This window comes from Mycobacterium sp. IDUB_37 (assembly GCF_055419245.1).
The window spans coordinates 579,758-605,244 of record NZ_JBVAXG010000002.1; the positions used below are offsets into that span (position 1 = coordinate 579,758).

The window sequence follows — 25,487 nt, forward strand, 5'->3', positions numbered from 1 at the left end:
CCCGAAGCAAAAATGCGCCTGTGGAAGCTCCGTCGCCAGGACTCGAACCTGAACTATCTGAACCAAAATCAGAGGTGCTGCCGATTACACCACGACGGATTGCTCGTAGAGACTTTAGTCGGCCGGTGCGGGTGGTCGCGTGCGGCCGACCTCACAGACCCGCGAGGGTGCACAAAATCTCAGGGTCAGCGGCGTGTCGTCGTGATTCTGTGCACGCTCGCGCCAGTCACTGCGCTCGTGCACCGATACCCTGATGACGTGGCCCAACCGGAAAAAGTGCCGGAAAAAGAAGTACGAGCACCGCGCGCTCGGATGACCGGCAGCGAGCGCCGGCACCAACTCATCGGGATCGCCCGATCGCTGTTCGCCGAGCGCGGTTACGACGGCACTTCGATCGAAGAGATCGCGCAGCGTGCCAACGTCTCCAAACCCGTCGTCTACGAGCATTTCGGCGGCAAAGAGGGTCTCTACGCGGTGGTCGTGGACCGCGAGATGTCGGCGCTGCTCGACGGCATCACTTCGTCGCTGACCAACAACCGATCCCGGGTCCGCGTCGAACGGGTCGCCCTGGCGTTGCTCACCTACGTCGAAGAACGCACTGACGGCTTCCGGATCATGATCCGCGACTCGCCGGCCGCGATCAGCTCGGGCACGTACTCCAGCCTGCTCAACGACGCCGTCAGCCAGGTCAGCTCGATCCTGGCCGGTGACTTCGCGCGCCGGGGTCTGGATCCAGGTCTGGCGTCGCTGTACGCCCAAGCGTTGGTGGGCTCGGTGTCGATGACGGCGCAGTGGTGGCTGGACACGCGGGAGCCCAAGAAAGAGGTTGTCGCGGCGCATCTGGTCAACCTGATGTGGAACGGACTGACTCACCTGGAAGCCGACCCGCAGTTGCAGGACGAATGAACTTGGGATCGGTAGCCGCACCCGCGCTGTGCACTTGTTGAGGACAACCTCGTCAACGAAGGACTCAACATGAAGGCACCATCGCGCATAGTTTTGGGTTTAGCAGCCGGCAGCGCTGCGCTCTCATTGCTGGCCGCTCCCGTCGCCCAAGCCGATCAAGGCAACTGTCCACGTCTGCAGGCCTGCACAACGTGGTGCCCGGGTGACCCGAACCCCGCAGGCAGGCCGGTGCCGTGGGACGGCGGCGTCTGCCACGACTACTACTGGGACTCCTACGGCGTGCACGACGTGGGCAACGGCGCCTTCTATTCGTGGGCCACGATGCCCTGGCCGGGGCGGTAGCTGGGTCTCAATGGCGGCGACCCGCTGCGCCCGGGCTGGTCTGATGGTGGCGACCCGCAGCGCCCGGCTTCGCCGCGCTTGCGATCGCCACGGCACCGCGCTTGCGATCGCCGCTATCCAGAGTCGCGGGCCAGCAGGTCGGCGACCGTCTCGCGGCGCACCAACTCGCGGACCCGGCCCCGATTGACCCCGACCAGCGGCGGGCGACCCACCAGGTTGTAGTTGGACGCCATGCTGTGGTGATAGGCGCCGGTACACGCGACGGCAAGCACGTCGCCGGGACGCACATCTGCCGGTAGTTCGATGTCGCGGGCGATCTCGTCGCCGGCCTCACAATGCCGACCCGCCACGGTGACCACCCGCTTGGACACCATCGGATGCCGGTTGGCCAGCGCAACGGTGTACTGCGCGCCGTACAGAGCAACCCGCGGGTTGTCGCTCATGCCGCCGTCGACCGACACGAAGGTGCGCCCGCCCGGTCGCGACTTGACCGAGCACACCCGGTACAGCGTGATGCCGGCACGGGCGCTGATGCCCCGACCGGGTTCCACCACAACCGCCGGCCGCGGAAAGTGCTCGGTTGCGCACGCCTCGTCCAGGGCGTCCTCGATGACGGCGGCCAGCTCGTCCAGGCTGAGCTCGCTGTCCCCGCGCAGGTAGGGCACGCTGTGCCCGCCACCGATATTGAGCTCGGTGAGGATCACACCGTGATGCGCCCGAATATCGGCCATCGCGGCGATCATCCGGCGAATTGCTTCGCCGTACAGCGCCGGGTCGCTGACCTGTGAGCCGATATGACAGTGCAGTCCGATCAGGTCGAGAATCGGGTGGGCCAGCACGCGTCGTACCGCGTCCTCGGCCTGGCCCCCGGCGAGGCTGAACCCGAACTTCTGGTCGCTGATCCCCGTCGTGACCGCACGGTGTCCGTGGATATCGACATCGGGAGTCACCCGGACCAGCACCCGCTGGCGCCGACGAGCCAGGCCCGCCAGGTAGGCGATCTCGATGTCGGAGTCGACCACCACGCGCCCGACCCCGACGGCCACCGCGTCGCGCAGTTCGTCCGCGGACTTCGCGTTGCCGTGCAGGATGATGCGCATCGGGTCCACGCCTCCGGCCAGGGCAACGGCGAGTTCGCCGGGCGAGCAGACGTCGACGCCGAGTCCCTCCTCGCGCACCCAGCGCGCCACGGCCGTGGTCAGCAGTGACTTGCCCGCGTAGACCACCTCGACCTCGCGCAGCGCCCGACGGTAGCGGCGGGCGCGCTGCCGGAAGTCGGCTTCGTCGATCACATAGGCCGGGGTGCCGAACTCGTCGGCGATGTCTGTGACCGGTACCGCACCGATGCACAGCCGGCCCTGTTCGTCACAATCCGCGGTGATAGGCCAGATCGCCGGGTCGAATCTTCGAGGGGCGGCCTTGCCGATGGAAGGCAGCATGTCCAGCAACGTCATGCTTTCAAGCTGCAGCGAAATGGGGCCGGCGGCGACTTTCCTTACGAACTCTTGACGGCCCTCGGCCCTATCTTGACGATCTCCTCGCTGGACGGACACGTCGGGACTGGCCCTTAGAATGTCGGAATCATGACCGCACCGGGGACTGCATCTCCAGATACCCCGATCGCGGGGCTCGTCGAATTGGCGCTGAACGCACCAACTTTCCAACAGCTCATCGAGCGTGCCTGCGATCGACCCAGTGAATTGCCGTTGGTTGGCCCTGCCAACGCGCGGCTTTTCGTGGCCAGCGCACTGGCCCAGCAATGCCCGTTGCTGGTGGTGACTGCCACCGGCCGGGAGGCTGACGACCTGACCGCCGAGTTGCGAGGTGTGTTCGGTGACGCGGTGGCGGCCTTCCCCTCCTGGGAGACGTTGCCGCACGAGCGGCTTTCGCCCGGCATCGACACCGTCGGCACCCGGATGATGGTGCTGCGCCGGCTGGCTCATCCCGACGACGCCCGGTTGGGGCCGCCGTTACGGGTGGTGGTCACGGCCGTGCGCTCGTTGCTGCAGCCGATGGCGCCGCAACTCGGTATGCAGGAACCTTTGACGCTCACCGTCGGCGACGAGACTCCGTTCGAGGACGTCGCGGGCCGGTTGGTCGGGCTGGCGTACACCCGGGTGGACATGGTCGGCCGACGCGGCGAGTTCGCGGTGCGAGGCGGGATCCTGGATATCTTCACGCCGACCGCCGAGCATCCGGTTCGAGTCGAGTTCTGGGGCGACGAGATCACCGAGATGCGGATGTTCGCCGTTGCCGATCAGCGCTCGATTCCCGACATCGACGTCGACACGCTGCTCGCCGTCGCCTGCCGAGAGCTGCTGCTCACCGACGATGTCCGGGCCCGCGCGGCCGAGTTGGCCGGGCAGCATCCCCCGACCGAGAACACGGTCACCGGCAGCATCATCGACATGCTGGCAAAGCTTGCCGAGGGCATCCCGGTCGACGGGATGGAGGCGCTACTTCCGGTGCTGCGGCCAGACGATCACGCTTTGCTCACCGATCAGCTCGCCGACGGGACACCGGTATTGGTGTGTGATCCCGAGAAGGTGCGAACCAGGGCCGCCGACCTGATCAAGACCGGCCGCGAATTCCTGGAGGCGTCGTGGTCGGTCGCGGCCCTTGGCACCGACGCACCCATCGACATCGAACAACTCGGTGGCTCCGGTTTCGCGGAACTGGACGAAGTAAGGGCCTCGGCGGCCACGTCGGGTCATCCCTGGTGGACGCTTAGCCAGCTGTCCGACGAATCGGCCGTCGAACTGGACATCCGCGCGGCCCCGTCCGCGCGGGGGCATCAGCACGACATCGACGGGATCTTCGCGATGCTGCGCGCCCATGTAGCGACCGGCGGGTACGCCGCGATGATCGCGCCCGGCACCGGCACCGCGCATCGGTTCGTGGAGCGGCTGGCCGACTCGGACATCCCGGCGGCGATTCTGGAGGCGGGCGTCACGCCCGCGGCCGGCGTCGTCGGCGTGCTCAAGGGTCCGCTGCACGGCGGGGTCGTCATTCCCGGCGCCAACCTAGTCGTCATCACCGAAGCCGATCTGACCGGCAGCCGGGCCACCGCCGTCGAGGGCAAGCGGTTGGCGGCCAAGCGGCGCAACACCGTCGACCCGCTGGCACTGAATGCCGGCGACCTGGTGGTACACGATCAGCACGGCATCGGCCGGTTCGTGGAGATGGTGGAGCGCACCGTCGGCGGCGCCCGCCGCGAGTATCTGGTGCTGGAGTACGCATCGGCCAAGAGGGGCGGGGGTTCAGACAAGCTCTTCGTCCCGATGGACTCGCTGGACCAGCTGTCCCGCTATGTCGGCGGGCAGGCGCCGGCGCTGAGCAAGCTCGGCGGCAGCGACTGGACCAACACCAAGACCAAGGCCCGCCGCGCAGTCCGGGAGATCGCGGGCGAACTGGTGGCGCTCTACGCCAAACGTCAGGCCAGCCCGGGCCACGCGTTCGCCCCGGACACGCCCTGGCAGGCCGAGATGGAAGACGCCTTCGGTTTCACCGAGACCATCGACCAGCTCACCGCGATCACCGAAGTCAAGGCCGACATGGAGAAGTCCATCCCGATGGACAGGGTGATCTGCGGCGACGTCGGCTACGGCAAAACCGAGATCGCGGTGCGCGCGGCGTTCAAGGCCGTCCAGGACGGCAAGCAGGTCGCTGTGCTGGTGCCCACCACCCTGCTGGCCGACCAGCACCTGCAGACGTTCACCGACCGGATGGCCGGGTTCCCGGTGACCGTGAAGGGTCTGTCTCGTTTCACCGACCCCGCCGAGTCGCGCAAGGTTGTCGAGGGTATGGCCGACGGGTCGGTAGACATCGTGATCGGCACGCATCGGCTGCTGCAGACCGGGGTTCGGTGGAAGGACCTGGGCCTGGTGGTCGTCGACGAGGAGCAACGATTCGGCGTCGAGCACAAGGAACACATCAAGTCGTTGCGTACTCACGTCGATGTGCTGACCATGAGCGCCACCCCGATCCCGCGCACGCTGGAGATGAGCCTGGCCGGCATCCGTGAGATGTCGACCATCCTGACGCCGCCGGAAGAACGCTTTCCGGTGCTGACCTATGTGGGCCCGCACGACGACAAGCAGATCGCCGCGGCCCTGCGCCGCGAGCTACTGCGCGACGGCCAGGCCTTCTACGTGCACAACCGGGTCAGCTCGATCGACGCGACCGCCGCGCGAATCCGGCAGCTGATACCCGAAGCGCGGGTGGTGGTCGCGCACGGTCAGATGAACGAGGATCTGCTGGAAACCACCGTGCAGGGTTTCTGGAACCGCGAATACGACGTCCTGGTCTGCACCACGATCGTGGAAACCGGCCTGGACATCTCCAACGCCAACACGCTGATCGTGGAGCGCGCCGACACCTTCGGCCTCTCCCAACTGCACCAGTTGCGGGGCCGGGTCGGTCGCAGCCGGGAGCGTGGTTATGCCTACTTCCTGTACCCGCCGAGCGCGCCGCTGACCGAGACGGCCTATGACCGGTTGGCGACGATCGCCCAGAACAACGAGTTGGGTGCCGGCATGGCAGTGGCGATGAAGGACCTCGAGATCCGCGGCGCCGGCAACGTGCTCGGCGTCGAGCAGTCCGGTCACGTGGCCGGCGTCGGCTTCGATTTGTACGTACGACTGGTCGGTGAGGCGGTGGAGGCCTATCGAGCCGCTGCCGACGGTCAGACGGTGACCACGGCCGAGGAGCCCAAGGATGTGCGGATCGACCTTCCGGTCGACGCGCACCTGCCACCCGACTACATCGCCAGTGACCGGCTGCGGCTGGAAGGTTATCGACGCCTGGCCGCGGCCCAGGACGACGCCGCCGTCGGGTTCGTCGTGGAGGAACTGATCGACCGGTACGGCCCGCTGCCCGAGCCCGCCGAGCGACTGGTGGCGGTGGCGCGGCTGCGGCTGCTGTGCCGGGCCGCCGGCATCACCGAGGTCAGTGCAGCGACAGCGGCGACGGTGCGCGTGTCGCCGCTGACGCTGCCGGACTCCGCGCAGGTGCGACTTGCCCGGATCTATCCCGGAAGCCGCTACCGTCCGACCTCGTCCATGGTGCAGGTCCCGATTCCGCGCGCCGGCGGCATCGGCGCCGGACACATTCGCGATGTCGCGTTGGTGCAGATGGTGGCTGATCTGCTGACGGCGTTGGCGGGTAAACCGCAGCAAGATGTTGGTATAACGAACTCCGGATCCGTCACGTCGAGTAAGGAGCGGCAAAGCTGATGATTGTCGTCCTGGTCGACCCCCGCCGTCCCTCGCTAGTTCCGGTCGAAGCCCTTCAGTTGCTCGCCGGCCCGGTGCAGTACACCGAGGAGATGCCCATCGCGGTGCCTTGGTCGCTTCCCGACGCGCACCCGGCGCACATCGGAGATGACGCGCCGGTGCTGTTGTCCTCAGACCCGCAGCATCCCGCCGTCACCGCGAGGTTGGCCGCGGGCGCCCGGCTGATCTCGGCGCCCGAGCGGCAACGTGGCGAACGGTTGATCGAAGCCGTCGCGATGATGGACCACCTGCGCACCGCGGGGCCGTGGGAAAGTGAGCAGACCCACGACTCGCTGCGCAGATACCTGCTCGAGGAGACTTACGAACTGCTCGATGCCGTGCACAACGGCAGCGTCGACAACTGCGTGAAGAGCTCGGTGACCTACTGCTGCAGGTGCTTTTCCACGCCCGCATCGCCGAAGATGCGGCGTCGCTTCCATTCACCATTGACGACGTTGCCGACACCTTGATGCGCAAGCTCAGCAACCGTGTACCGGGAGTACTTGCGGGCGAGACGATTTCGCTTGAAGATCAGCTCGCGCAGTGGGAGGACGCGAAGGCGGCGGAAAGATCGCGCAAGTCGCGCTACTCGGTGATGGATGACGTACACACCGGTCAGCCGGCATTGGCGTTGGCGCAGAAGGTGATTCAACGCGTCCACCAGGCCGGCGTGCCAGCCGACCTCATTCCCGACGAACTCACCACGATTACACTGTTGGCCGCCGCCGATGCGGAAAACAACTTACGCGCAGCGGTTTTGGATTTTGTGGCGACGGTACGAAGCGTGGAGCGAGCGATCGCCGCCACACGTCGCGGCGAGAGCATCGCCGAGGAACTCGACATGACGCCGTTGGGCTTCGTCACCGAGGAGGAGTGGCGGATCCACTGGCCTGCCGATGCGTCGACCGAGGACGAGGAGTCCGACTCCGAGGAAGTCGCGGACCACGAACCGGCGGGGGCCCCCAAGGGTGCTGCCAAAGACGTCAGATCCAAGAAGCGCAAGGGTCGTCGATAACACCCAATGCGCGCCTCACACCGCCGACAGGCTAATTTGCCGAGTTTGCGGTGACTCAGAGCGTCTGCACATCAAGCGATCATCATAATGTTTGCGCAGGAGTCATTTCCGCAAGAAGAAGTAACAATCGCGGTAGCCACGAACGGTATCAGCGAATCATTCCGCCGCGGTGAGTGATGATGAATCGGTGTGCTGAAGGGCTTTTTCGGCGGGGCACTTAGCCAACCCATGGGACGATGACTGGGGCCGAAACTACGGAGAGGCCGCCTAGGGAGACTGACAGGGAGAGGTTGTGTCGCCGAGACGCTGGTTGCGCGCGGTCGCCGTGATAGGGGCGACCGCGATGCTGTTGGCGTCCAGTTGTACCTGGCAGCTGAGCCTGTTCATCCCGGAGGGAGTGCCTCCGCCGGCGGGTGATCCGGTGCCCCCGATCGACACCCACGCGACCGGGCGGCCTGCCGATCAATTGCGTTCGTGGGCCGAGGCGCGGGCGCCGGGCATGGAAATGCCCGTCGTAGCGCTGGAGGCCTACGCCTATGCCGCCCGGGTCGCCGAGGTGGAGAACCCGAAATGCCACATCGCCTGGACGACCCTGGCCGGTATCGGGCAGGTCGAGAGCCACAACGGCACCTACCGCGGCGCGACGATAGCGCCCAACGGGGACGTCAGGCCGCCCATTCGTGGTGTTCGACTCGACGGCACCGGCGGCAACCTGCGGATTGTGGACACCGATTCGGGCGCGCTGGACGGTGACGGCGGCTTGGAACGCGCGATGGGGCCGATGCAGTTCATTTCCGAGACATGGCGCTTGTACGGGGTGGATGCCAATAACGACGGTGTCGCCAGCCCGGACAACATTGACGATGCCGCGCTGTCGGCCGCCGGCTACTTGTGCTGGCGCGGAAAGGATCTGGCGACGCCGCGCGGTTGGATCACCGCGCTGCGGGCGTACAACAACTCCGGCGTGTATGCGCGGGCTGTCCGGGACTGGGCAACCGCCTATGCGGCGGGTCACCCGCTATAGAAAGATGAGTCGCTGACCGAGGCTTTAGGCTAAGAGCCTTCAGCGGGCCCAGACGCAAAGGAGAACCTAGTGCCGATTATCGAGCAGGTCGGAGCCCGCGAGATCCTCGACTCCCGCGGCAACCCGACCGTCGAGGTCGAAATCGCGCTGATCGACGGGACGTTCGCACGTGCCGCAGTGCCTTCCGGCGCGTCGACCGGGGAGCACGAGGCCGTCGAGTTGCGCGACGGTGGCGACCGCTACGGCGGCAAAGGGGTCAAGAAGGCGGTTCAGGCCGTCCTCGACGAGATCGGCCCCGCGGTGATCGGCCTCAACGCGGATGACCAGCGACTGGTTGACCAGGCATTGGTGGACCTGGACGGCACGCCCGACAAGTCCCGACTGGGAGCCAACGCCATCTTGGGCGTCTCGCTGGCCGTGGCCAAGTCAGCCGCGGACAGCGCCGCTCTGCCCCTCTTTCGGTACCTGGGCGGGCCTAACGCGCACATTCTGCCGGTGCCGATGCTGAACATCCTCAATGGCGGCGCCCACGCCGACACCGGAGTCGACGTCCAGGAGTTCATGGTGGCGCCGATCGGTGCGCCGAGCTTCCACGAGTCATTGCGCTGGGGCGCCGAGGTCTACCACGCGCTCAAGTCGGTGCTGAAGAAGGAAGGGTTGTCCACCGGTCTCGGCGACGAGGGCGGTTTCGCCCCCGACGTCGCCGGCACCACCGCGGCGCTGGACCTGATTCTGCGGGCCATCGAGTCGACCGGCCTGCAGGCCGGCTCCGATGTCGCCCTGGCCCTTGACGTCGCGGCCACCGAGTTTTACACCGACGGCACCGGTTACCGCTTCGAGGGCTCGACCCGCAGCGCCGCGGAGATGACCGACTTCTACGCCGGTCTGCTCGGCTCTTATCCGTTGGTGTCCATCGAAGACCCGCTGTCCGAGGACGATTGGGACGGTTGGGTGGCTTTGACGACGGCTATCGGAGACCGGGTGCAGATCGTGGGCGACGACCTTTTCGTCACCAATCCCGAACGCCTCGAGGAAGGTATCGAGCGGGGTGCGGCAAACGCGTTGCTGGTCAAGGTGAATCAGATCGGGACTTTGACCGAGACGCTCGACGCGGTCGCGCTGGCCCATCACAGCGGATACCGCACGATGATGAGTCACCGCAGTGGCGAGACGGAGGACACCACGATTGCCGACCTGGCGGTGGCCGTCGGCAGCGGTCAGATCAAGACCGGTGCCCCGGCCCGCAGTGAACGTGTCGCCAAGTACAACCAGTTGCTGCGCATCGAAGAGGCATTGGGTGACGCGGCTCGTTACGCCGGCGACCTGGCATTCCCCCGATTCGCACTGGACCCGAAATAAAGTAGCTTGCCCGCCAAGCCCGATCCGAAGCGTCGCTCCCCGGCATCCCGGCCGGGGAAGGCGGGCGACTCGGCGCGGGGCCGTCGCTCGGCGAGCTCAGCGAAGCCGGCCGGGAAGCCACTTTCCAAACCGGCATCCAAGCCCACCCAGACCGCACCCGACGAAACTCGCAACGCCGCACGCTCACTGCAGGAACATGTCGTCGAACCCATCAAGCGGTCGTTCACCGAATCCGTTGAGCAGCGGTCGGATCAACGGCTGGGTTTCACCGCGCGGCGAGCCGCGATCCTGGCTGCCGTGGTGTGTGTGCTGACACTCACCATCGCGGGTCCGGTCCGCACGTACTTTGCTCAGCGCACCGAGATGTCGCAACTTTCTGCGACCGAGGCCTCGTTACGCGGCCAGATCGCGGAGCTGGAGCAGCGCAAAGGTCAGTTGGGCGACCCGGCCTACATCGCCGCGCAGGCGCGTGAGCGCCTCGGCTTCGTGAAACCCGGAGACATCCCGTTCCAGGTGCAGCTTCCGCCGGGCACGGCGGCGGCCCCGCAGCCGGGAGGCGAGGTGGGCAGCCAGGCAAAGAATGACCCCTGGTACACCTCGCTCTGGCACACCATCGCCGACGCGCCGCATTTGCCACCTACTCACGCTCCGTCGCCCGAGCCGGAACCGGCTGGACCGGCCTCGCCGGGGTCGGTAGCACCCAACCCGACGGCTCCCGGTGGTTGATCCAGCTGATCTGGAGGCGGTGGCGCGTCAGCTCGGCCGCGAGCCTCGTGGGGTGTTGGAGATCGCTTATCGCTGTCCAAACGGTGAACCGGCCGTGGTCAAGACGGCGCCGAAACTTGCTGATGGAACGCCCTTTCCGACGTTGTACTACCTGACCCATCCGGTGCTCACCGCCGCCGCGAGCAGACTGGAGACCACCGGGCTGATGCGCGATATGACCGAGCGGTTGGGTGTTGATGAAGATCTGGCGGCCGCGTATCGACGGGCTCATGAGTCGTATCTGGCCGAGCGCGATGCGATCGAGCCACTGGGGACGACGTTTTCGGGTGGCGGCATGCCAGACCGGGTCAAGTGTCTGCACGTGCTGATCGCGCACTCGTTGGCAAAAGGCCCCGGCGTCAATCCCTTCGGGGACGAGACGCTGGCACTGTTGGCCGCTGAGTCGGGTACGGCGGGTTTGGTAGGGGGAGGCTGGTCATGACGCGGGTGGCTGGAATTGACTGCGGTACCAACTCGATTCGCTTGTTGATTGCCGACGTCGATGGTGATCGGTTGCGCGACGTGCATCGCGAGATGCGGATCGTCCGACTGGGGCAGGGAGTTGACGCGACCGGAGAGTTCGCGCCGGTGGCGATCGACCGCACGAAAGCCGCATTGGCGGATTACGCGGACTTGCTACAGCGGCATCGCGTCGAGCGGGTGCGGATGGTTGCCACGTCGGCAACCAGGGATGCCGCCAATCGTGAGGTGTTCTTTGCGATGACGGCGGATGTGCTGGGAAGGGTGATTCCCGGCTCGGTTGCCGAAGTGATCAGCGGCGCCGAGGAGGCCGAACTGTCGTTCCGCGGTGCTGTTGGTGAATTGGACAGTGCCGGTGCGCCTTTCGTTGTTGTTGACTTGGGTGGCGGTTCGACCGAGGTGGTGCTCGGCAAGGCCGCCAACGAGGTCGTGGCAAGCTACTCGGCGGACATCGGTTGTGTCCGGTTGACGGAACGGTGCCTGCACTCCGACCCGCCCTCACCCGCGGAAGTCTCCGCGGCGCGCGAGGTGGTGCGGGAGCGACTCGATGTCGCGCTACACGCGGTGCCCGTCGAAGGCGCCCGGACCTGGGTGGGACTGGCCGGAACAATGACCACGCTGTCGGCATTGGCTCACAATCTGACCGCGTATGACGCTGACGTCATTCATCTTTCGCGGGTGGGGCGCGAGGAGTTGTTAGCCGTCTGCGATCGGCTGATCGGTATGACCCGGGCTGAGCGTGCCGCGCTGGGGCCGATGCACGAGGGGCGGGTGGACGTGATCGGCGGCGGCGCGATCGTGGTGCAAGAGTTGGCGCGCGAACTGTACGAGCGGGCCGGTATCGAGCAACTGACGGTCAGTGAGCACGACATTCTGGACGGCATTGTGCTGTCGATCGCGGATTAGCTTCTTGCGCTAGGCAATTCACGCCTCGAAGCGGTAACCCATTCCCGATTCGGTCAGCAGGTGCTTGGGGTGCGCCGGGTCATCCTCGAGTTTGCGCCGTAGCTGCGCCAAATACACACGCAGATAATGGGTTTCGGTCGCGTATGCGGGACCCCACACCTCCTTGAGCAGTTCCTCGCGGCCGACCAACTTGCCGCGGTTGCGGACCAGCATCTCAAGCATGCCCCATTCGGTCGGCGTCAGATGAACCTCGGCGCCTCCTTTGGTGACCTTCTTGGCCGCCAGATCGACGGTGAATGAAGAAGTTTCGACGACGGGCTGGTCGACTTCTGATGCCGCGGCGTTGCGTCGCACCGCCGCCCGCAGCCTCGCCAGAAACTCATCCATGCCAAAGGGTTTCGTGACGTAGTCATCGGCACCGGCGTCCAGGGCCTGGACCTTGTCCGACGAATCGGTGCGGGCGGACAGCACGATCACCGGCGCGGACAGCCAACCGCGCAATCCGGCCAACACGTCGATACCCGAAATGTCCGGCAGTCCGAGGTCGAGTATCACCACGTCGGGCGGATGCTCGGCAGCGGCACGCAGCGCGCCGGCACCGGTTGATGCGGTGACCACCTCATAACCGCGCACGGTGAGGTTGATCCGCAACGCCCGCAGAATGTGCGGTTCGTCGTCGATCACCAACACGCGTGTCACGAGACCCCCTGCGGCGCGGCCAGATCCACCACCACGGTGAGTCCGCCGCCCGGGGTGTCGCCGGCCGTGATTCCACCGCCCATGGCTTCGATGAAACCGCGCGCCACCGACATCCCAAGCCCGACGCCGATGGTGTTGTCGTGATCACCCAGTCGTTGGAAGGACTCGAAGATCTGTTCCTCGGCACCGTGCGGGATACCCGGGCCCTCGTCGATGACGTTGATCAGCACCCGATCGCCGACCCGTCCGGCGTTGACCCGCACCACGCAATCAGGCGCGTAGCGCAGCGCGTTGTCGATTAGGTTCGCCAACACTCGTTCCAGCAGTCCTGAGTCAGCCATCACCACGGTGCCGCCGACGTCGACCTTCACCCGGTCAATGGCAGACCGGTAAAACCCGGTGGCGCCTTTGCCGATGCTGACCAGGGCGCGCTGCACCGCCTCTTCGAGGTACACCCGGACGGACTCCGGTCGGACCACACCGGCTGCCAGGCGCGACGAATCGAGCAGATTGCCCACCAACGCAGTGAGCTGATCGATGGATTCCTCGGTGCTCGCCAATAACTCGGCGGTGTCCTCGGGGGAGAACGCGACATCGCCGGTACGCAGACTGGACACCGCGACCTTGGCCGCCGCCAGCGGGGTGCGCAAGTCATGACTGACCGCGGAAAGCAGGGACCGCCGAAGCTCGTCGGCGCGCACGATCGCCTCAGCGCGACCAGCTTCTTCGGTGAGTTCACGCTGCCGGATCAATCCCGCGGCCTGCCTGGCCACCGCGCCCAGCACCCGTCGATCACGCGCCGACAGCCTGCGGCCGGCCATCAACATCCAGAACTCGTCGTCTCCCACCTCGATGGCGGTGTCGGCGGAATCGACTGCCGTGCAGGGATCCTTGCCGACCGAGGCGACCACCCGGTCGATGCCACCGACTTCGCGCAGCACGCAGACCGCGCGCTGCGAGTAGGTCTCGCGGACTCGTTCGAGCAGTGTCTCGAGATCCGCGCCGCGCAGCACCGATCCCGCGAAGAGGGTCAGCAGTTCGGCCTCCTGCGAGGCGAGGCGGGCTTCGCGGGCGCGTTTGGCGGCACCGTCGACCAGGACCGCGACCGCTACCGCGATCAGCAGCAGCACCAGTTGGGTAACGGCGTTGTTCGGCTCGGCGATGGTGAAGCTGTGCCGGGGAGTGATGAGGAAGTAGTTCAGCAGCAACCCCGACAGCACGGCCGAAAGTGCAGCGGGCGCAACACCTCCCAGTAGGCCCACCAACAGCACGCCGACAAAGAACAGGGCACTTTCGCCGCCGTTGTCCAGGTACCGGTCCAACAGTCGCACCGTGACGCCGCAGATGAGCGACGGCACAACGAAGGCCGCCACCCAGGATGCCGCCCGCCGCTCTCGAGGTGAAACTGACGCGGCCCGGATTCCGCGCTTGGACTCCTCGTGGGTGACCATGTGCACGTCGATCTTGCCGGACCGCTCGACAATCGCCGGGCCGATGCCTTCCTCGAAGATGCGTGCCCACCGATTGCGCCGAGATGTACCGATCACCAGTTGAGTTGCGTTGATCTCGCGGGCGAAATCCAGCAGTGCCCGCGGCACGTCGTCGCCGAGCACGGTGTGTAACGAGGCATCGAGACTGCCCGCGAGTTCACGCAGCTTGGCCATCCGGCCCTCGGACAGTCCGGCCAGTCCGTCCCCGCGCACCACATGGACGACCATCAATTCGGCACTGGATTTCGAGGCGATACGCGATGCGCGTCGCACCAGCGTCTCTGATTCGGCGCCACCGGTGACGGCGACGACGACGCGCTCGCGGGTTTCCCACATATCGGTGATCTTGTTTTCCGCGCGGTACTTGGCCAGCGCGGTGTCGACCTGATCGGCCAGCCAGAGCAATGCCAATTCCCTTAGCGCGGTGAGGTTTCCACGCCGGAAGTAGTTGGACAGTGCCGCGTCGATCTTGTCCGACCGGTAGACGTTGCCGTGAGAAAGCCTGCGCCGCAGCGCTTCCGGTGTGATGTCGATGAGCTCGACCTGCGCCGCCTGCCGTACGATCGAATCCGGTACCGTCTCCTGCTGCTCGATACCCGTGATCTGGGCAACCACGTCGTTCAGGCTTTCCAGATGCTGGACGTTGACGGTCGAAATCACGGCGATCCCGGCGTCGAGCAGCTCCTCGACGTCCTGCCAGCGCTTACGGTTGGTGCTGCCCGGGGTGTTGGTGTGGGCCAACTCGTCGACCAGCACCACCTGCGGCTTGCGCGCCAGTACCGCGGCTACGTCGAGTTCGGCGAAGCTGCCACCGCGATAGAGGACGTGACGCGGGGGGATGACCTCGATGCCCTCCAGCATCTCAGCGGTTTTCGCGCGACCGTGGGTCTCCACCACCGCCGCCACCACATCAGTGCCGCGGTCCAACCGTCGGTGCGCCTCGCCGAGCATCGCGAACGTTTTGCCGACGCCAGGGGCTGCGCCGAGGTAGATGCGCAGCTCCCCGCGTTTGCGGCGGTGCTCCGCCAGGCCGGGCTCGCTCACCTCACTATCATCCACTCGAAGCGCTAATTCGTGATCGGATACCGGTGGTCGAGGTCCAGGTTGAGTTCCAGCACGTTGACGGCTGGGTCACCGAATATGCCGAGGATGCGCCCAGATTGATTTGCCTGCACGACCGCACGGATTTGATCGGGACTGACATGGCGGGCCTTGGCCACCCGAGGGATCTGCAGGTCGGCATAGGCCGGTGAGATGTCGGGGTCCAGTCCGCTGGCACTGGCCGTGACAGCATCGGCCGGCACCCGCGGATTGTCCGAGGCAGCGCCCCGCACCGGCACGATCAGCCCGTTCGAGTAATCCTCGCCGAACTTTGCACACTCGACCCGCACGCCGCGGTAGAAGTCCAGAAAGGTCTGCGACGTGCTTGCGCATGGCTCGTTGATACTGACCACCCGGGTCGGTCGGACGACGGTGCCGCGCGCATCGCGCTCGCCGATCACCGACAACACCGCCCCGACACCGCCGCCGGTGCAGAACGGGCGTGCCGCGTCCGCGGGGCTCAGGCCTTCGAGCGTGGCGACAGCCAGGCTGCGCGAGCACACCAACGTAAGCAGGCTCGCTTTGAAGCCGGCGTCGGCCGGACTGGATCCGGTGGCCAGCTTGGCGGGATCACCGGGCGTGTCCACGACACTTTCCGGACCCAGATTGCTGCCGCCGCTCGACATCGGGTCGTATCCGGCGCCCGCTGCCGACGGCCTGCTCTGGAAATATCGGGGCAGCGCGTTGCCGGCGGAATCGGTGAACTGCTGGCCGATCAGCTTGCTGCCGACCGGCTTGCCGCCGGCGGTGAGGATCGAGCCTTCGGCTCGCTCGTGCAGACCCGGAATCAGTGCCACCAGCCAGATCAGCAGTGGGTAGCCGAATCCGAGGATCAGGGTGAAGACGAGCAGTGCGCGCGCCGCCGCCCCGTACTGGCGAACCGTATTCGCAATTTTCATCTAGGCCATCCCAGGAAGAAGTTGAACCAGCAGGTCAATGAGTTTGATGCCGATGAACGGCGCGATGATGCCGCCCAGCCCGTATCGATAGAGGTTGCGGCTGAGCAGCTTTGAGGCACGACTCGGCGTGTACCGGACCCCCCGCAGCGCCAACGGAATCAGCGCGACGATCACGACCGCGTTGAAGATCACTGCCGACAGGATCGCTGACTCCGGACTGTGCAGACGCATCACATTGAGCAGGTCCAGGCCGGGGAACAGCGCCACGAACATCGCCGGAATGATCGCGAAATACTTGGCGATGTCGTTGGCGATCGAGAACGTGGTCAGGGCCCCACGGGTGATCAACAGTTGCTTGCCGATTTCGACGATCTCGATCAGTTTGGTGGGGTCTGAGTCCAAATCGACCATGTTTCCAGCCTCTTTGGCCGCAGCGGTGCCGGTGTTCATCGCCACCCCGACGTCGGCTTGGGCCAGCGCCGGTGCGTCATTGGTGCCGTCACCGGTCATGGCCACCAGACGACCGCCTTGCTGCTCTCGCTTGATCAGCATCATCTTGTCTTCGGGCGTGGCCTCGGCGAGGAAGTCGTCCACCCCCGCCTCCTCGGCGATTGCCTTGGCGGTCAACGGGTTGTCGCCGGTGATCATGACGGTTCGGATGCCCATCAGGCGCATCGCGTTGAAGCGGTCGCGCATCCCCTGCTTCACCACGTCCTTGAGGTGGATGACGCCCAGAACTTTGGCGTGACCGGATTCGCTGACCTGGCCGACCACCAGTGGCGTGCCGCCCGCGGCGGAGATGCCGTCGACGATGTCGCCGAATTCGGCGGGAACGGTGCCGCCGTGACCGCGGATCCATTCGGCCACCGAACTTGCTGCGCCCTTGCGCAATTGGCGCCCGTCGACGTCGACACCCGACATCCGCGTCGTCGCGCTGAATGCGACCCAGGACGCGTTGGCCAGTTCCCCAGGTGTCCGCGCCCGCAGACCGTAGGCCGCTTTAGCGTAGACGACGATGGAGCGCCCTTCCGGGGTTTCGTCGGCCAAGCTGGCCAACTGTGCTGCGTCAGCCAGAGCGCCATCGGTCACGCCGGCGACCGGAATGAATTCCGACGCTTCCCGATTGCCGAGCGTGATGGTTCCGGTCTTGTCCAATAGCAGGGTGTTGACGTCGCCGGCGGCCTCGACGGCCCGGCCCGACATGGCCAGCACGTTACGTTGCACCAGACGGTCCATGCCGGCGATGCCGATCGCGGACAGCAGCGCACCGATGGTGGTGGGGATCAAGCAGACCAGCAGTGCGACCAGGACGATTCCGCTGATGCCGTCGGTGCCCAGGGCCTGGGTATCCGGCACTCCCGGGTTGTTGACCTTGGAGTAGATGGCCAGCGGCTGCAAGGTGGCCACCGCAAACACGAAGATGATGGTGAGTGCGGCGAGCAGGATGTTCAGCGCTATCTCGTTGGGAGTCTTCTGCCGGTTCGCGCCTTCGACGAGTGCGATCATCCGGTCCACGAAGCTCTCACCCGGCTTCTGGGTGATCTGCACGACGATGCGGTCGGACAGCACCGTCGTTCCGCCGGTCACCGCCGAGCGGTCGCCGCCGGATTCTCGGATGACCGGCGCGGATTCGCCGGTGATCGCTGACTCGTCAACCGAGGCAATGCCTTCCACCACATCGCCGTCGCCAGGGATGACCTCCCCGGCGGTGACGACCACGAGGTCGCCCTGCTGCAGCAACGGTGCCGCTACTTCTTCGTATGAGCCGGGTGTCCCGGGTGTCCAGTTCCTGAGGCGGTGCGCAACGGTGTCCGCCTTGGATTTGCGCAGCGTATCGGCCTGGGCCTTGCCGCGTCCTTCGGCCACCGCTTCAGCAAGGTTGGCGAAAAGCACTGTCAGCCATAGCCAGAACACGGTCATCCAGCTGAACCAGGTTTCGTCGCCGAAGGCCAGCACGGTCGACCAGACGGCGCCGATCTCGACGATGAACATCACCGGGTTGCGCCACAAGGTGCGCGGATCCAGTTTGCGCAGCGCGTCTGGTAGCGACTTCAACAGCAGGGACGGATCGAGTAGACCGCCCTGCAGTTTCTCGCCGGGAGCGTGCGCCTTCTGCCGGCGTACGGTTGGTTTCGGGGAAATCGTTGAGGTAGAAACTATTTCTTTCGTGGGCACGTCAGTGAATCCCTTCTGCGAGCGGTCCTAGCGCCAGCGCGGGTAGGAAGGTGAGGGCGACCAGAATGACCGTCACACCGACCACCAGACCGACGAATTGTGGCCTGTGCGTGGGCAGCGTGCCGCTCGACTCGGGTGTGGCACCCTGTCGAGCCAGCGAACCAGCCAGTGCGAGAACAAGAATGATTGGCAGGAAGCGGCCGAAGAGCATCGCCAAACCCAAAGCGGTGTTCCACCAGACCGTGTTGGCCGACAGACCGGCAAACGCGGAGCCGTTGTTGTTCGCCGCAGAGGTGAACGCATACAGCACTTCAGACAAGCCGTGTGGACCGCTGTTGGCCATGCCGGCCCGCTCGCCCGGCATCGCTATCGCGACCGCGGTGCCGACCAGCACGATCAGCGGCGTCACCAGGAAATAGCTTGCGGCAAGCTTCATTTCGCGCGGCGTGATCTTCTTGCCGAGGTACTCCGGCGTCCGGCCGACCATCAGGCCGGCAACGAACACCGTGATGACGGCCAGGATCAAGATGCCGTACAGGCCCGATCCGGTGCCACCGGGCGCGACTTCGCCGAGTTGCATGTTGAACATGGTCATCAGCCCGCCGAGGCTGGTGTAGGAGTCGTGCGTGGAGTCGACCGCGCCGGTGGACGTCAGCGTGGTTGCGTCGGCGAAGATCGCGGAATCGCCAACTCCAAAACGCTGTTCGACGCCTTCGCTCGCGGCGCCGACCGCAGTCGGGACGGTGCCATGGTGCTGCATCTGGAATGTCATCATCAGGGTGACGCTGCCCAAGGCCAACGCGCTGACGATCGCGGCGATCGCGTAACCCTGCTTCTTGCTACCCACCATGCGGCCAAAAGTGCGAGGCAGCGAGAAACTGATGACCAGGAGCAAGAAAATCTCGATCCAGTTGGTCCACGAGGTCGGATTCTCGAACGGGTGCGCGGAGTTGGCGTTATAGAAGCCGCCTCCGTTGGTTCCGAGTTCCTTGATCGCTTCCTGGCTGGCGACGGGACCTCCGGTGATCGTCTGTGGTGTGCCGGCCAGCGTGCTGACGACCTGGTCGTGCAGATGAAAATTCTGGATGGCGCCGCCGGCGATCAGAACAATCGCGCCGAGTATCGAGATCGGCAGCAGGATCCGCAGCGTGCCCCGGGTCAGGTCCACCCAGAAGTTCCCGAGTTCGCCAGTGCGGTGCCGGACGAACCCGCGGACCAGAGCCACAGCCACGGCCATGCCGACCGCCGCGGACACGAAGTTCTGCACCGCCAGACCGGCCATCTGCACAAGGTGGCCCTGGGTGGACTCGCCCGAGTAGGCCTGCCAGTTGGTATTGGTGACGAAGCTGACTGCCGTGTTCCAGGCCAGCGATGGCGTCATGTGGGTCGCCGGGTCGGAAAGGTGCAGGGGCAACGTGCCCTGCACCAGTTGGAGCAGGAACAGAAATATGACGCTGACGGCTGAAAACGCCAGCACGCTGCGCGCATACGCCGCCCACGTCTGTTCGGCCGCCGGGTCGGCGCCGATCGCTCGATAGATGAACCGCTCGGTGCGGGAATGCTTTTCGGAGGTGTACACCCGGAACATGTAGTCGCCCAACGGCACATGGACGGCCACCAGCGCGACCACCAGTAACGCGAGGAACAGGATAGCGGCGGTGTTGGTGCTCATCAGAACCTTTCCGGATACAGAAGGGCTGCAACGAGCAACAGCGCGACGAGGACGGCCAGGGCCAGGCCGATGCTGTTAGCGGCGCTCACAATGCGAACTTCAGCAGTGCGCCGAGCGCGGCAAAGATGACCACGGTCAGCACCAGGTAAATGACGACGGACATGAGATCCTTGATCGTTTCGCAGGCAACAACGCACCCGCACAAAGAGGGACGAGGTCGACGCTAAGCGCGGCCGAAGACTGCCAGCCGCCGCGTTAACGGTTTCTTTACGGCCTCAGCCGCGACCTTTACGGGTTGCTGCGGTCCTGATCAGGCCGGTGAAGAGGCTTAATCCAATCGTCACGGCCGCGCTTTCGATCGGCGACTAGGAAGCTTCCGTCGGTTCGATCATCGGCAGCCGCACCCGAAAGACCGTCAGGCCATTCGCGGAATCGGCCGAGACCGCGCCTCGGTGCGCCTTGACGATCGAGCTGACGATTGCCAGGCCCAGCCCGTGCCCGGACCCGTTGGACCGCGCCTTATCGGCGCGCACGAAGCGCTCAAATAGATGCGGAAGGACCGCCGGGTCGATGTCCGGGCCGTCATTGCTGACGCTCAGCTCGGCGTACGGGGCGTTCGGGCCGTGGCGATGGGAGATGATCCGGGTGGTCACCGTGACGCCTGGGGGAGTGTGCACAAAGGCGTTGGTGAGGATATTGCTGACGAGTTGGTGCAGACGGGCGCGATCCCCATTGACCCAGACGGGCGCGTTGGGCAGCTTCTTGACCCAGTTGTGCGTCGGTGCCGCCACCGCCCGGTCGTTCACCGCGTTGATGACGAGGTCGGTCAGGTCGAGGTCGTCGGTTTGCAGGTCCTCGCCTTCACCAAGCCGGGAGAGCAGCAGCAACTCGTCCACCAGCGATGCCATCCGGCGTGCCTCTGACTCGATGCGCGCCAGCGCGTACTCGGTTGTCGGAGGCAGATCCGAACTGTCCTGACGGGTCAGCTCCGCGTAGCCCTGAATGGCCGCGAGCGGGGTGCGCAGCTCATGACTGGCGTCGGTGATGAATTGGCGCATCCGCAGGTCGGATTCGACGCGATGCGCCAGCGCGCTGTCGACGTTGTCGAGCAACTTGTTGAGGGTCTGCCCGACGATTCCGACTTCGTTGTCGGGGTCGGTGTCCTCGGGACGAACTCGCACCTTGATCTGATGTTGGTCGCCGACGAGCGGCATAGCGGCCACCTCGGCTGCAGTCGCCGCGACTCGGTGCAGGGGGCGCAGCGCATAGCCCACTACCCAAGCGGTGATTGCTGCGGTGATCACCAATGCGGTCGCGACCAGTGCGATGGTGGTGAGCTGTTTGCGGGCGATGATGCGCTCGGCAATGGTCAGCGACACCCCGACCATCAGCCGGTCGGATCCGACGCCCCGGCTGTCCACCTGGTGGGCGCCCAAGCTGCCGAGGTTCTCGACATGAGACGCGCGGTCAGTCCACGATTGAGATTCGATGGCGCGGATGACGTCGGGTGGCGCGGGCCGTGGTTCGTCCTCGGAGAAAACGGCGGAAGCGATGACCTTCCCGTCGTGAATCACCGCGATGAGGTTGCCCGGGGTCTGTCCGGTGAACTCCAGCAGCGCCTGGGACAACGGCGGGATGCCGGTGTGGATCGAGGTGTGTTCGCCCCTGAGATACCGGTCGTAGGCATGGTTGAACGCGTGCATGGATTCCGCGACTTCGGCGTCGTTCATCGCGGTGACATAGCCGCGCAGGCTCAGCACCGAGACGGCGCCTACGGTCACCAGCACCAGGGTCACCACGATCAGGACGCCCAGCAGCAGTTGCTTGCGCAGAGAACGGGGGAGCCACCGCGGCGTGTTGCGGACTCGGACCTCCGTCATACCGAACTCATTCGGGTGGTCGGAGCATGTATCCAATTCCGCGCACTGTATGGATCATCGGCTCTCTATCAGCGTCGATCTTCTTCCTCAAATAGGAAATGTACAGGTCGACGATGCTGGTGCGTCCGGCGAAGTCGTAGTTCCAGACGCGGTCGAGGATCTCGGTGCGGCTCAGTGCGCGCCGCGGGTTGCGCATCAGGAACCGCAGCAACTCGAACTCGGTCGACGACAGAGACATCGGTGTACCGCCACGCGTCACCTCGCGGCTCGCCGCGTCGAGCTTGAGGTCGCCCACCTTCAGCGACTCGTCGGCAGGCGGTGCGAGGTGGCTGGACCGGCGGAGCAGACCACGCAGCCGGGCAACCAACTCTTCCAGGCTGAACGGCTTGGTCATGTAGTCGTCGGCGCCGGCGGTCAAGCCCGTCACCCGGTCCATCACCGAGTCACGCGCGGTGAGAAACAGGGTGGGCGTGTACGTGTCCGATTCGCGGACGCGCTGCAAAATCTGCAGACCGTCAACGTCGGGAAGCATGATGTCGAGGACGAGCACGTCGGGACTGATTCTGTCGAACTTGGCGATGGCTTCTCGCCCGTTGTGGGCGATCTCGACATCCCAGCCCTCGTAGTGCAACGCCATCTTGACCAAGTTGGTCAGGGCCGGTTCATCGTCCACCAGCAACACACGAATTGGTGAACCATCGGCGCGATTGATTCGAGGAAGCTGCCCTAGAATTGCCTGGCGCGGACGTTGACTGCGGTTGTATCCCGTCATTGTCGTCATGTTCACGAATTCTTTCAATCACATATCCGCTTGTCACGGTGTTCATAGACTACTCAAATGTGACATTAGCCCCCGGCCGAGCCTGGCTGCGGGGCGAGTGTCGGTTGAGTAGGCATCGCCGCGGCGCGGCGGATGTGGAGATCGTCGCCAAAGCCATTGGCGCGCAAGGCAATTAATAGGCAACGATAAATGCATCGGTGCGGGTGTCGCGTCAAAAGGGCCATCGCGAACGATTTTCGCTGCTCGTGTGGTGTGGGCAAATCGTGTGATCGGCTCGGCGGTGACGCTCTCGACGGTACACCGCGCGGAAATCACTGATTTTCAACATTTTTGACAGCAACGGTCGCGGGCACATCCCCTTGGCGGTCCCCGTTGCCCCCAGGCGCGTGGTGGGAACCCGTGGGCGCGGGCCCTGCTGTGTGGTGGTCAGGCGGGCGTCCAGGCCACGGTGCGACGGTCATGATCGTCGCGTCGCGGCCCGTGACGCCGGCCCTGAGTCGGGGTGAGCCTTCACGAACTCGCCGCGCGACAGGCGGCGGGAAATTCTGTTCGCCGGAGAATCAGGCCAATTATTGCCGCGCGGGTGCCGCGGCCTGCGCGGGCAAACTATCGATCACGTCAATAGTCGTTAAAACAAGAATGGCCGCACACCTCGCGGTGTGCGGCCACCCTGTGACTTCGGGCCTGGTTTGTCAGGCCTTGCTGTCAGGCGTTCGATCAGGCCCAGCTGGACCCGACGGCGCTGTCGGTCTGCGCCATGTTGTTGCCGGCCGACTGAACCTTCTGGCCGTGCTGGTTGGCCTGCTCGTAGATCACCTGGAAGTTGCGACCCAACTGGGCGATGAACTCCTGGCAAGCAACCGAACCGGCGCCGCCCCAGAAGTCACCGGCAGCCAGCACATCGCGAACGATGGACTGGTGCTCGGCCTCCAAGGAAGCGGCCTGAGCGCGAATCAGCGCGCCGTGAGCGTCGACGTCGCCGAACTGGTAATTAATGGTCATAGAAGTGCTCTCCTAACTTGAAAGATTGGGCAGCTAGAACTAGCTGCTGAGGGTCTGCTGGGCGGCCTGCTCTTGCTGCTCGTAGTTGTTCGCGTCACGGACGAGTCCGTCACGAACGCCGTGGAGCATGTTCACGATGTTGCGGAAGGCCTGGTTCATCTGGCCCATGGTGTCGAGCGAGGTCGCCTGAGCCTGACCACTCCAGCCGGCGCCGGCGATGTTCTGCGAGGACGCCCACATGCGACGGGCCTCGTCCTCGACGGTCTGAGCGTGGGTCTCAAAGCGGCCCGCCATCGCACGCATCTCGTGCGGGTCGGTCATAAAACGTGAAGCCATGTTTCGTGTCTCCTTATCTCGAGTTTCAAACGGGGTGATGCAGTCTTGCTGTAACGATCGTTGACGACATCCGTCGACGCCATAGGTTACGGCTTGACGGTCTATTCCTGAACACAAACGAGCGAAATGTTTCGCTTTTTTCGTGCCGGTCTTCGGTTTTCTAGACGACGACCTGCTTGGGCATGACGATCGGCTTGAAACCGTACCGCGGTCCGGCGTACGCACCGGCACCCTTGGCGGCCGAAGCCATGCCTGGCATACCGGCCATCATTCCCGGTGCCGCTGCTTCCTCGGAGACGGTCCAGCCGCTGCCTGCCAGCGCCGTTCCGGCGGTCGCCGACACCGGCGCCGTACCAGCCCAGCTGGCCGGAACCGAGAGGCTGCCGACCAGAGATGCCTCGCCCATGGCGGCCCCCCCGACTGCTTCCTCCGCGCCGGTGAGTCCGGCTGCCGCCGCGGCTGCGGGAGCTGCAGCAGCTTCGGCCGCTGACGCTGCCGCCGCCGCGATGTTGGAGTCGATGGTGTGTGCGGCGAAGATGCCGTTCGGGATGGCGGCGAACATGAACCACGAGCCCGTGACACCGACCTGCTGGATGCCGTTGAACAGCAGCGGCGTGCCCAGGAGGCCGTCCAGCGAGGTCAGCAGGTTCTGAACGTCAGTCGGCAGAGCGTTGAAAAGGCCGGTGCCGATGGACGATGTTCCCAGGCTGAGGTTCTCCAGCTCGGTCTGCAGACCGGTGACGATGTCACCCAGCGAGGCGGCGGGTCCCACGGCTTGGGCGGCGGCGACGGCCGAGGCTTGCGCGCCCGCCCCACCCGGGTTGGTGGTGGGTGTCGCCGGCGTCAGCGGCTCGAGGACCGCGGCAACGGCTGCGGCGGCCTGGTAACCGGCCATCGCGGTGGCATCTTGCACCCAGAATGCGGCGTACTCGGCCTCGTTGGCCATGATCGCCGGGGTGTTGATGCCCAGGAAGTTCGTGGCCACGAGTGCGGCCAGCGTCGCCCTGTTGGCCGCGATGACCGGCGGTGGCACCGTCGCCGAGAACGCGGCCTCGTATGCGGCGACCGACGCTGTGGCTTGGATGCCCGCCTGCTCCGCTGCCGCCGCGGTGGTGGTCAGCCAGCTGACGAACGGCTGGGCTGCTGCGGCGGCTGCGGCTGAGCCTGCTCCGGTCCACTGCTCGGTGGTCAGTTCGGTGATGATCGATTCATATTGAGTCGCTGTGGTGCTCAGCTCAGCGGCCAGATTGTTCCACGTCGTCGCGGCGGCCATGAGCGGGCCGGCGCCGGCGCCGCTGTACATGAGGCCGGAGTTGATCTCGGGCGGGAAGGCTGCAAAAGACATTTTCTATCCGTTCCTTGGCTTCTTTTGGCTTCTGGTT

General features: G+C 65.3%; 20 protein-coding genes, 1 tRNA gene and 1 pseudogene. 9 read left to right on the plus strand and 13 right to left on the minus strand.

The genetic code is table 11. The annotated features are described in order from the left end of the window. Positions 1-27 precede the first annotated feature (27 nt). Positions 28-99, minus strand: a tRNA-Gln gene (locus ACZY1I_RS09295). Positions 100-312: 213 nt separating this feature from the next. Here ACZY1I_RS09295 and ACZY1I_RS09300 point away from each other — a divergent pair. Then, complete coding sequence (locus tag ACZY1I_RS09300) at positions 313-906, plus strand: TetR/AcrR family transcriptional regulator (protein ID WP_463754356.1); 594 nt, start codon at positions 313-315, stop codon at positions 904-906. A 69-nt stretch (positions 907-975) separates the two neighbouring features. After that, on the plus strand, positions 976-1,248 hold the full coding sequence (locus ACZY1I_RS09305; RefSeq protein WP_463754061.1) for a hypothetical protein: 273 nt from the start codon (positions 976-978) through the stop codon (positions 1,246-1,248). 113 nt (positions 1,249-1,361) lie between these two features. On the opposite strand, the gene lysA is transcribed toward ACZY1I_RS09305, so the two are convergent. Beyond that, positions 1,362-2,702 carry a diaminopimelate decarboxylase gene (gene lysA / locus ACZY1I_RS09310; protein ID WP_463754062.1) on the minus strand — a complete coding sequence of 447 codons (1,341 nt, stop codon included), beginning with the start codon at positions 2,700-2,702 and terminating at the stop codon, positions 1,362-1,364. Positions 2,703-2,831: 129 nt separating this feature from the next. Here lysA and mfd point away from each other — a divergent pair, with 129 nt between their 5' ends. From mfd to ACZY1I_RS09345, 7 genes and pseudogenes are all read left to right on the plus strand, one after another. Continuing rightward, positions 2,832-6,482, plus strand: a complete 3,651-nt coding sequence (gene mfd, locus ACZY1I_RS09315; RefSeq protein ID WP_463754063.1) for a transcription-repair coupling factor — start codon at positions 2,832-2,834, stop codon at positions 6,480-6,482. Then, a pseudogene (locus ACZY1I_RS09320) lies at positions 6,482-7,536 on the plus strand (nucleoside triphosphate pyrophosphohydrolase). Before mfd ends, ACZY1I_RS09320 begins: the two are co-directional and overlap by 1 nt. 292 nt (positions 7,537-7,828) lie before the next feature. Further along, on the plus strand, positions 7,829-8,560 hold the full coding sequence (locus ACZY1I_RS09325; protein WP_463754064.1) for a lytic transglycosylase domain-containing protein: 732 nt from the start codon (positions 7,829-7,831) through the stop codon (positions 8,558-8,560). 69 nt (positions 8,561-8,629) lie between these two features. Further along, the gene (eno, locus tag ACZY1I_RS09330) at positions 8,630-9,919 is read left to right on the plus strand and encodes a phosphopyruvate hydratase (protein ID WP_463754065.1); all 1,290 of its coding nucleotides are present in this window, start codon (positions 8,630-8,632) and stop codon (positions 9,917-9,919) included. Between the two features lie 6 nt (positions 9,920-9,925). Beyond that, the gene (locus tag ACZY1I_RS09335; RefSeq protein WP_463754066.1) at positions 9,926-10,645 is read left to right on the plus strand and encodes an FtsB family cell division protein; all 720 of its coding nucleotides are present in this window, start codon (positions 9,926-9,928) and stop codon (positions 10,643-10,645) included. Then, entirely contained in the window at positions 10,638-11,126 is a 489-nt protein-coding gene (locus ACZY1I_RS09340; RefSeq protein ID WP_463754067.1) for a DUF501 domain-containing protein, read from the plus strand. The genes ACZY1I_RS09335 and ACZY1I_RS09340 overlap by 8 nt, the downstream gene beginning before the upstream one ends. Beyond that, entirely contained in the window at positions 11,117-12,070 is a 954-nt protein-coding gene (locus tag ACZY1I_RS09345) for a Ppx/GppA phosphatase family protein (protein WP_463754357.1), read from the plus strand. Before ACZY1I_RS09340 ends, ACZY1I_RS09345 begins: the two co-directional genes overlap by 10 nt. A gap of 18 nt (positions 12,071-12,088) precedes the next feature. Here ACZY1I_RS09345 and ACZY1I_RS09350 read toward each other — a convergent pair whose 3' ends face one another. The 11 genes from ACZY1I_RS09350 to ACZY1I_RS09400 all read right to left on the minus strand — a co-directional run bounded on the left by ACZY1I_RS09350 (position 12,089) and on the right by ACZY1I_RS09400 (position 25,450). Next, positions 12,089-12,769 (minus strand): response regulator, encoded by a 681-nt coding sequence (locus tag ACZY1I_RS09350; RefSeq protein WP_463754068.1) that lies wholly within the window; start codon positions 12,767-12,769, stop codon positions 12,089-12,091. After that, positions 12,766-15,318, minus strand: a complete 2,553-nt coding sequence (locus ACZY1I_RS09355; RefSeq protein WP_463754069.1) for a DUF4118 domain-containing protein — start codon at positions 15,316-15,318, stop codon at positions 12,766-12,768. The genes ACZY1I_RS09350 and ACZY1I_RS09355 overlap by 4 nt, the downstream gene beginning before the upstream one ends. 8 nt (positions 15,319-15,326) lie before the next feature. Next, positions 15,327-16,259 (minus strand): potassium-transporting ATPase subunit C, encoded by a 933-nt coding sequence (locus tag ACZY1I_RS09360; protein ID WP_463754070.1) that lies wholly within the window; start codon positions 16,257-16,259, stop codon positions 15,327-15,329. Next, a complete protein-coding gene (kdpB, locus tag ACZY1I_RS09365) occupies positions 16,260-18,401 on the minus strand; it encodes a potassium-transporting ATPase subunit KdpB (protein WP_463754358.1) in 2,142 nt (713 codons plus the stop codon). A 34-nt stretch (positions 18,402-18,435) separates the two neighbouring features. Continuing rightward, entirely contained in the window at positions 18,436-20,106 is a 1,671-nt protein-coding gene (kdpA, locus tag ACZY1I_RS09370; protein WP_463754071.1) for a potassium-transporting ATPase subunit KdpA, read from the minus strand. Further along, positions 20,106-20,195: a potassium-transporting ATPase subunit F gene (locus tag ACZY1I_RS09375; protein WP_463754072.1), complete on the minus strand. Its 90-nt coding sequence runs from the start codon at positions 20,193-20,195 to the stop codon at positions 20,106-20,108. The genes kdpA and ACZY1I_RS09375 overlap by 1 nt, the downstream gene beginning before the upstream one ends. A gap of 276 nt (positions 20,196-20,471) precedes the next feature. Then, a complete protein-coding gene (locus ACZY1I_RS09380) occupies positions 20,472-21,986 on the minus strand; it encodes a sensor histidine kinase (protein WP_463754073.1) in 1,515 nt (504 codons plus the stop codon). 7 nt (positions 21,987-21,993) lie between these two features. Next, positions 21,994-22,767 (minus strand): response regulator transcription factor, encoded by a 774-nt coding sequence (locus tag ACZY1I_RS09385; RefSeq protein WP_463754074.1) that lies wholly within the window; start codon positions 22,765-22,767, stop codon positions 21,994-21,996. 717 nt (positions 22,768-23,484) lie between these two features. Beyond that, the gene (locus tag ACZY1I_RS09390) at positions 23,485-23,769 is read right to left on the minus strand and encodes a WXG100 family type VII secretion target (protein ID WP_463754075.1); all 285 of its coding nucleotides are present in this window, start codon (positions 23,767-23,769) and stop codon (positions 23,485-23,487) included. 39 nt (positions 23,770-23,808) lie between these two features. Beyond that, a complete protein-coding gene (locus ACZY1I_RS09395) occupies positions 23,809-24,105 on the minus strand; it encodes a WXG100 family type VII secretion target (RefSeq protein ID WP_463754076.1) in 297 nt (98 codons plus the stop codon). Positions 24,106-24,265: 160 nt separating this feature from the next. Next, complete coding sequence (locus ACZY1I_RS09400; protein WP_463754077.1) at positions 24,266-25,450, minus strand: PPE family protein; 1,185 nt, start codon at positions 25,448-25,450, stop codon at positions 24,266-24,268. Between the last annotated feature and the right edge of the window lie 37 nt (positions 25,451-25,487).

Coding starts and splice junctions, on each gene's coding strand:
- ACZY1I_RS09300 (WP_463754356.1), top strand. CDS start 313: ATGACCGGCAGCGAGCGCCGGCACCAACTCATCGGGATCGCCCGATCG.
- ACZY1I_RS09305 (WP_463754061.1), top strand. CDS start 976: ATGAAGGCACCATCGCGCATAGTTTTGGGTTTAGCAGCCGGCAGCGCT.
- lysA (WP_463754062.1), bottom strand. CDS start 2,702: ATGACGTTGCTGGACATGCTGCCTTCCATCGGCAAGGCCGCCCCTCGA.
- mfd (WP_463754063.1), top strand. CDS start 2,832: ATGACCGCACCGGGGACTGCATCTCCAGATACCCCGATCGCGGGGCTC.
- ACZY1I_RS09360 (WP_463754070.1), bottom strand. CDS start 16,259: ATGAAAATTGCGAATACGGTTCGCCAGTACGGGGCGGCGGCGCGCGCA.
- kdpA (WP_463754071.1), bottom strand. CDS start 20,106: ATGAGCACCAACACCGCCGCTATCCTGTTCCTCGCGTTACTGGTGGTC.
- ACZY1I_RS09380 (WP_463754073.1), bottom strand. CDS start 21,986: ATGACGGAGGTCCGAGTCCGCAACACGCCGCGGTGGCTCCCCCGTTCT.
- ACZY1I_RS09385 (WP_463754074.1), bottom strand. CDS start 22,767: ATGACGACAATGACGGGATACAACCGCAGTCAACGTCCGCGCCAGGCA.
- ACZY1I_RS09390 (WP_463754075.1), bottom strand. CDS start 23,769: ATGACCATTAATTACCAGTTCGGCGACGTCGACGCTCACGGCGCGCTG.
- ACZY1I_RS09395 (WP_463754076.1), bottom strand. CDS start 24,105: ATGGCTTCACGTTTTATGACCGACCCGCACGAGATGCGTGCGATGGCG.
- ACZY1I_RS09400 (WP_463754077.1), bottom strand. CDS start 25,450: ATGTCTTTTGCAGCCTTCCCGCCCGAGATCAACTCCGGCCTCATGTAC.